Source organism: Saccharibacillus sp. O23 (assembly GCF_002205895.1).
Taxonomy (GTDB): domain Bacteria; phylum Bacillota; class Bacilli; order Paenibacillales; family Paenibacillaceae; genus Saccharibacillus.
This window is the reverse complement of the sequence record NZ_NJDE01000037.1, coordinates 1-2,597: the sequence shown is the minus strand read 5'-3', so window position 1 is coordinate 2,597 and position 2,597 is coordinate 1. Positions and strand designations below refer to the sequence as shown.

1 rRNA gene is annotated in these 2,597 nt (G+C 54.4%); it reads right to left on the bottom strand.

The window, feature by feature from the left end:
* Positions 1 to 49 precede the first annotated feature (49 nt).
* Positions 50 to 2,597 (bottom strand): 23S ribosomal RNA (locus tag CDO73_RS26355); the annotation flags it as partial.

Genomic DNA, 2,597 nt, shown 5'->3' with positions numbered 1-2,597 from the left:
GATTCGCGTCATTTGAAGTTTCTTGCTCGGTACACGTACCGGCAAGATGGAGGATAAGCCCTCGACCGATTAGTACTGATCAGCTCCACGCATTGCTGCGCTTCCACCCTCAGCCTATCTACCTCGTCGTCTACAAGGGGTCTTACCAAAAGTGGGAAATCTCATCTTGAGGGGGGCTTCACGCTTAGATGCTTTCAGCGTTTATCCCGTCCGCACGTAGCTACCCAGCGATGCTCCTGGCGGAACAACTGGTACACCAGCGGTGCGTCCATCCCGGTCCTCTCGTACTAAGGACAGCTCCTCTCAAATTTCCAACGCCCACGACAGATAGGGACCGAACTGTCTCACGACGTTCTGAACCCAGCTCGCGTACCGCTTTAATGGGCGAACAGCCCAACCCTTGGGACCTACTTCAGCCCCAGGATGCGATGAGCCGACATCGAGGTGCCAAACCTCCCCGTCGATGTGGACTCTTGGGGGAGATAAGCCTGTTATCCCCAGGGTAGCTTTTATCCGTTGAGCGATGGCCCTTCCATGCGGTACCACCGGATCACTAAGCCCGACTTTCGTCCCTGCTCGACCTGTCCGTCTCGCAGTCAAGCTCCCTTATGCCTTTACACGCTGCGAATGATTTCCAACCATTCTGAGGGAACCTTTGGGCGCCTCCGTTACATTTTAGGAGGCGACCGCCCCAGTCAAACTGTCCACCTGACACGGTCCCTGTACCGGGTAACGGTACGAGGTTAGAACTAGCATGCGATCAGGGTGGTATCCCAACGTCGCCTCCTCCGAAGCTGGCGCTCCGGACTCTAAGGCTCCCACCTATGCTGTACAAATCGCACCCCAGTCCAATATCAAGTTACAGTAAAGCTCCATGGGGTCTTTCCGTCTTGTCGCGGGTAACCTGCATCTTCACAGGTATTAAAATTTCACCGGATCTCTCGTTGAGACAGCGCCCAAGTCGTTACGCCATTCGTGCGGGTCAGAATTTACCTGACAAGGAATTTCGCTACCTTAGGACCGTTATAGTTACGGCCGCCGTTTACTGGGGCTTCAATTCAGAGCGTCGCGATTGCTCGCTAACCCCTCCTCTTAACCTTCCAGCACCGGGCAGGCGTCAGCCCGTATACTTCGCCTTGCGGCTTCGCACAGACCTGTGTTTTTGCTAAACAGTCGCTTGGGCCTTTTCACTGCGGCCCCCTCGTGCTATTCACACTACCGGGGCACCCCTTCTCCCGAAGTTACGGGGTCATTTTGCCGAGTTCCTTAACGAGAGTTCTTCCGCGCGCCTTAGAATACTCTTCCCACCCACCTGTGTCGGTTTGCGGTACGGGCGCCTTCACCTGGCTAGAAGCTTTTCTTGGCAGTGTGAGCCCAGGACCTTCGCTACTGTAATTTTCGCTCCCCATCACAACTCATCCTTACGATGCGCGGATTTGCCTACGCACCAGACTTGTTGCTTGGACGGACATCCATCAGTCCGCGTCCCTTCCCTCCTGCGTCACTCCATTGCTCGTAACGGTTTACGGCGGTACAGGAATATCCACCTGTTGTCCATCGACTACGCCTTTCGGCCTCGCCTTAGGTCCCGACTAACCCTGAGCGGACGAGCCTTCCTCAGGAACCCTTGGGTTTTCGGCGGATCAGATTCTCACTGATCTTTTCGTTACTCATACCGGCATTCTCACTTGTGTGATGTCCAGCGCTCTTTTCAGTACACCTTCAACCCTCACACAACGCTCCCCTACCCCTGATGCAAGCATCAAGCCATGATTTCGGTGGTGTGTTTAGCCCCGTTACATTTTCGGCGCAGAGTCACTCGACCAGTGAGCTATTACGCACTCTTTAAATGGTGGCTGCTTCTAAGCCAACATCCTGGTTGTCTGGGCAACTCCACATCCTTTCCCACTTAACACACACTTGGGGACCTTAATCGATGGTCTGGGCTGTTTCCCTTTTGACAATGGATCTTAGCACTCACTGTCTGACTCCCGGACATAAGTTGATGGCATTCGGAGTTTGACTGGACTTGGTAATCCTTGGCGGACCCCGCACCCAATCAGTGCTCTACCTCCACAACTCTCAATTCCGAGGCTAGCCCTAAAGCTATTTCGGGGAGAACCAGCTATCTCCGAGTTCGATTGGAATTTCTCCGCTACCCCCACCTCATCCCCGCACTTTTCAACGTACGTGGGTTCGGGCCTCCAGTGCGTGTTACCGCACCTTCACCCTGGACAGGGGTAGATCACCCGGTTTCGGGTCTACGCCTACATACTCATTCGCCCTATTCAGACTCGCTTTCGCTGCGGCTCCGGCTTCTCACCTTAACCTTGCATGCAAACGTAACTCGCCGGTTCATTCTACAAAAGGCACGCCATCACCCCTTAATTGGGCTCTGACTTTTTGTAAGCGCACGGTTTCAGGTTCTATTTCACTCCCCTTCCGGGGTCCTTTTCACCTTTCCCTCACGGTACTGCTTCGCTATCGGTCACCAGGGAGTATTTAGCCTTGGCAGATGGTCCTGCCGGATTCATACGGGGTTTCACGTGCCCCGCACTACTCAGGATCCGTCTCGGAGGGTGCTCACTTTCGGCTAC